Raw genomic sequence first — 4,847 nt, forward strand, 5'->3', positions numbered from 1 at the left:
GAGTCGGAATTGGTGCGAATGCTTGTTGATGCCGGGTGGGAAATCGGGGACTTTGCAGACTGTCAAACCTATGCCGACTATAAGGATTTAGGTGCGGCGCAGGCGGAGATTTTTTTCTTGGAAAACTCTCGCTCGGCAGCGGAAGATACGGCTCGAAGATTGGAGAGGGACGCTGTATATTTGCCCTATTCTTACAATGTTTTTGAGATACGCTTACTTTTAGAGAAGGCAGCGAAGCGTTTCGGGGCGACTTTGCCCGATTGTGATACGTATGAAAAGAAAATTGAAAATAAGGTAAGGCAGCTTAAAGACATCTTAAAAGGAATGCGCGTAGCCATTGACTCTTCGGCCACGCCGCGTCCCTTGTCATTGGCACGGTTTTTGCTGACTCATGATATAGATGTCTTTGCCGTCTATTTGGATGCTGTCGATAGGGCGGAAGAGGCTGATTTTTATTTTCTTAAAGAGCATTACCCCGGCTTGTCGTTACGCTCGACCTTGCATTATAAACGTCGCCTTTTGCCGAGAGACGAAGTGAAAAATCACGGCCCCGTCTTGGCTATCGGGCAAAAAGCAGCCTATTTTACAGGAACAAAACACTTTGTGAATCTTATTGAGAACAGCGGCCTGTACGGATATATGGGGCTTTTGAAGCTCATGGATATGATGATAATCGCTGTAGGGACGGAGCAGGATGTACAGTCCCTTATTCAAATCAAGGCTTGGGGGTGTCGGGCATGAAACAGGCACAACAAATATTGTCTACTTATGCGGTCGATATGTTCGGCATCGCCTCAGCTTTATATGAACTGGGCGGTCTTGTAGTTATGCATGACGCATCGGGTTGTAACTCTACATATAGTACACATGACGAACCGCGTTGGTATGACACGCCGTCTATGGTATATATTTCGGGACTTTGTGAAATCGACACGATTCAGGGCAATGATATGCGCCTCATTGACGAGGTGGCGGCAGCTGCCGAGGAAACTTGTCCGGCCTTTATTGCCGTCGGCGGCAGTCCTATGCCGAATGCCATAGGTACAGATTTTCGGGCTATTGAACGGATCTTGAGACAACGTACGGGTCTTCCCGTTTTGTCCTTTAGGACAGACGGTATTCACAGTTATTTGCCCGGAGCCGGTGAAGCTTATTTACGATTGGTGAAAGAATTTGTAAAGTCGCCGCGAGTAAAGCCGCAGAAACCGGCAGTAAGAGTCAATATACTCGGCTTGACACCGCTGGATTTTTCCGTTGTCGGCAATGCGACGGAACTGAAAAAACTGATTGAAGAGGCGGGACTTAAGGTGCATTCATCCTGGTCTATGGGCGATTCTCTCGACAATATGTCTCTTGCCGCTGAAGGGGATGTTAATGCCGTCGTGTCTTCTACGGGTCTTTATGCAGCCCAGTACATGAAGGAAAAGTACGATATTCCCTATGTAGTGGGAATTCCCGCAGGACGTGCTGCCGTAGAGCCGTGGTTGAAGGCTTTGAAGAGCGGTGACTCGACGTATTTAACGGGACTTACGGGAGAAGAGTCGTTACGTAAGGTGAAGTTTGCCATGGCTGATCTCAATGCATGGAAGAATGAGAGCCGACAAAGCGACGATTCTTGCGATATACTGCTTATCGGCGAGCCTGTGAGGATTTTATCTTTGCGTCGTTATTTGGAAATTGAAAAAGGCATAAAAAATATCCGCCTTATTTGTCCCTTGGCTGATGCACCGAATTTACTCTTGAAAGACATGGATATTATCAGTGTAGAGGATGAATTACGGCAGGCCTGCAAGGCTGCAAAGAAAATTATAGCCGACCCTATTTACGCACATTTGTTACCGAAAGAAGAGAAACGATTCGTCTCCTTTCCGCATGAAGCCTATTCCGGCCGTCGGTACAGGGATGAAATGCCGCTTTTTATAGGCGGATTTATTGAAGAATGGGCGAAGACTTTATAATCCGGGAGTATATTATGAAAAAACTGGCTATATACGGTAAAGGCGGTATCGGTAAATCGACGACTACGTCAAACTTGGCTGCCGCCTTTGCTCGAACGGGCAAAAGAGTTATTCAAATCGGGTGCGATCCGAAGGCAGACTCGACGATGAATTTATTGGGCGGCAAGCCGCTCATGCCTGTTATGGACTATTATCGAGAGTATACGGAGGCCCCCGATTTTGAACACATCGGAGCCTACGGATTCGGACATGTTTTTTGTATGGAAACGGGAGGACCCACGCCGGGGCTCGGTTGTGCCGGACGCGGTATTATCGCCACCTTCGATTTAATAGACGAATTGGAAGTGTTTGAAAAAATAAATCCCGAAATTGTTTTGTACGATGTCTTGGGAGACGTTGTATGCGGCGGCTTTTCTGCTCCTATTCGTGACGGATATGCCGAAGAAGTTTGTATTGTTACATCGGGAGAAAAAATGTCCCTTTATGCCGCCCATAATATTTATAGGGCTGTACAGAACTTCCAAAACCGCGGCTATGCGAGCGTAAAAGGACTTATTTTGAATCGTCGTAATGTAGAAGATGAGTACGAACGGGTCAAAGCCTTTGCGGACGAAAGAAAGCTGCCTATTTTGGCGGATATTCCCAGAAGCAAAGAAATTCAAGTCTGGGAAGACCGTGGCATGACGGTTATAGAAGGCGAGCCCGATTCCGAGATAAGTATCGTATACAGACAGTTGGCACAACGCTTACTCGGAGATGAATAGGAGAAACGGCTATGGGAATGAATGAAACGCCGAGAGGCGAGCGAATCCACATCGGTTTTTTCGGTAACCGGAATGCGGGGAAATCCAGCCTGGTCAATGCCGTTACAGGGCAGTATACGGCCATTGTATCGGATGTGAAGGGAACAACGACGGATCCCGTGTATAAGGCCATGGAACTCTTGCCCTTAGGCCCGGTCGTACTAATAGATACACCGGGGCTGGACGATGCGGGTAAGGTGGGACTCTTACGCATAGAAAAAACTAAGGAAGTATTGCGTAAGACGGACATAGCCGTTATCGTAACGGACGGGGTCCTTCCTCTTACGCAGCCGGATAAGGAACTGATTGCCCTTGTAAAAGAGAGAAAAATCCCGTACTGTATTGTGAGAAATAAGGCGGATTTATTGACCGGTGACAAAGACGCGACAGGCTGTGAAATTTTTGTCAGTGCCGTTGCAAAGACCGGTATTGATAAGCTTAAGGAACGACTTATCAGCCTGGCAGGGGTGAGGGATGTTGAAACGCCTATTATTTCAGACCTGCTTCATGCGGGTGATGCGGTTGTTCTTGTCGTGCCTATTGATAAGGCGGCACCGAAGGGGCGCCTTATTTTGCCGCAACAACAAACGATTCGTGAAATTTTAGAGGCTCGAGCCACAGCAGTGGTTACGGATGAAAAACGATTAGGCGAAACGCTTTCCCTTTTGAATAAAGAACCGGTTTTTATCATTACAGACAGTCAGGTCTTTAAAGAAGTGGCGGCCATCGTCCCGAAGCATTTGAAATTGACGTCTTTTTCTGTGCTAATGGCTCGTCACAAGGGGATTTTGCCTGCTCTTACAACCGGCATTAATGCCGTAAAACGCCTGGCTGACGGGGATACGGTGCTCATTGCCGAAGGATGTACACACCATCGACAATGTGAAGATATCGGTACGGTGAAAATTCCGCGTTGGCTTAAGACTTTTACAAAAAAAGATATTCATATTGAAACGTCAAGCGGCATGACTTTTCCTCAAGATTTGAGTCCTTATTCTTTGGTCATTCATTGTGGCGGGTGTATGCTGAACGAAAAAGAAATGAAATATAGAGTGAAGGAAGCTAAGCGGCAACTTAGGCCGATTGTTAATTACGGAATTTTAATTGCTTATATGAATGGTATCTTAGAACGGTCGGCAGAGGCTGTTCCCGAATTGGCTTTTTTGAAGGAGAACTCATGAAAAAATTGGGATTAATCGGCGGTATCGGTCCTGAATCCACGCTGTTATACTATAAAAAGATAACCGAGAAAGTTTATAAGCGGGAAAAACTTTTTCCGCCACTTCTTATAGAGAGCCTTGATGTGTATCGAGTGTTGTCTTACTGCGGGCAAAAGGATTTTGCAGGCCTTACGGCGTATTTAGCTACGGGGATTACCAATCTGGCGGCAGGTGGTGCACAAGTAGTTGCCATGACGGGCAATACACCGCATATCGTCTTTGACGAGTTGTCTGCAACCTCGCCCGTACCTCTGGTCAGCAGTGTAGCCGTGACGGCTGATTATGTGGCAATGCAGGGCCTTAAGAGACCCTTGTTGTTAGGCACCTTGTTTACAATGAGGGAAGACTTTTTCAAAAAGGCCTTTAGAGATGCGGGTATTGAAGCAATCGTGCCCAAAGAAGGCGATCAGCTGAAGGTTCATGAGATTATAGAAAAAGAATTGGAAGCGGGAATCGTAACGGAAAAGGCACAAAAATACTTTTCAGACCTTGTTGAAGAAATGATTGGCAGCCATCATATCGACACGCTAATATTAGGGTGTACGGAATTGCCGATTCTTTTCGAGATGATGAATATATCCGTGCCGGTTGTAGATGTAACGGACGTACATGTAGAAGCCTTGATCAAGGCCGTGAAAAAATAATCGGGGTATAGGAAATGTCACGTATTTTACGCTTTATTTATATAATTTCCGTAGTGATACGGGGATATGAACGACTTCTCGTTTGGGTAGCTCGTTTCGGGTTTCTTATTTATCCCTTGTACGGAATCGTTTCGTGGTTTATGACATCTCGTAAGGAGCGGGTACGAAAACGGGCGGCCCTTGTGGAGGCACTTTTTTCCGTTCTTGCGGCGTCGTCAGTGT

4 protein-coding genes and 2 pseudogenes are annotated in these 4,847 nt (G+C 46.5%); all 6 read left to right on the forward strand.

What is annotated here, in order from left to right:
• Positions 1 to 741 (forward strand): annotated as a pseudogene (locus PGX78_RS06155) (nitrogenase component 1); the annotation flags it as partial.
• Entirely contained in the window at positions 738 to 1,958 is a 1,221-nt protein-coding gene (locus PGX78_RS06160; protein WP_270445904.1) for a nitrogenase component 1, read from the forward strand. The pseudogene PGX78_RS06155 and the gene PGX78_RS06160, both read left to right, overlap by 4 nt.
• 14 nt (positions 1,959 to 1,972) lie before the next feature.
• Positions 1,973 to 2,722 carry a nitrogenase iron protein NifH gene (locus PGX78_RS06165; protein WP_270445905.1) on the forward strand — a complete coding sequence of 250 codons (750 nt, stop codon included), beginning with the start codon at positions 1,973 to 1,975 and terminating at the stop codon, positions 2,720 to 2,722.
• 11 nt (positions 2,723 to 2,733) lie between these two features.
• On the forward strand, positions 2,734 to 3,942 hold the full coding sequence (gene hydF, locus PGX78_RS06170; protein ID WP_270445907.1) for a [FeFe] hydrogenase H-cluster maturation GTPase HydF: 1,209 nt from the start codon (positions 2,734 to 2,736) through the stop codon (positions 3,940 to 3,942).
• Positions 3,939 to 4,625 (forward strand): aspartate/glutamate racemase family protein, encoded by a 687-nt coding sequence (locus tag PGX78_RS06175; RefSeq protein WP_270445908.1) that lies wholly within the window; start codon positions 3,939 to 3,941, stop codon positions 4,623 to 4,625. The genes hydF and PGX78_RS06175 overlap by 4 nt, the downstream gene beginning before the upstream one ends.
• Positions 4,626 to 4,639: 14 nt before the next feature.
• Positions 4,640 to 4,847: pseudogene (locus PGX78_RS06180) on the forward strand (phosphatase PAP2 family protein); the annotation flags it as partial.

Source organism: Megasphaera sp. AF13-6AC (genome assembly GCF_027685385.1).
Taxonomy (GTDB): domain Bacteria; phylum Bacillota; class Negativicutes; order Veillonellales; family Megasphaeraceae; genus Megasphaera; species Megasphaera micronuciformis.

Bases quoted from the DNA above. Each gene is read 5' to 3' on its own strand.
- PGX78_RS06160 (WP_270445904.1), top strand. From the start codon at position 738: ATGAAACAGGCACAACAAATATTGTCTACTTATGCGGTCGATATGTTC.
- PGX78_RS06165 (WP_270445905.1), top strand. From the start codon at position 1,973: ATGAAAAAACTGGCTATATACGGTAAAGGCGGTATCGGTAAATCGACG.
- hydF (WP_270445907.1), top strand. From the start codon at position 2,734: ATGGGAATGAATGAAACGCCGAGAGGCGAGCGAATCCACATCGGTTTT.
- PGX78_RS06175 (WP_270445908.1), top strand. From the start codon at position 3,939: ATGAAAAAATTGGGATTAATCGGCGGTATCGGTCCTGAATCCACGCTG.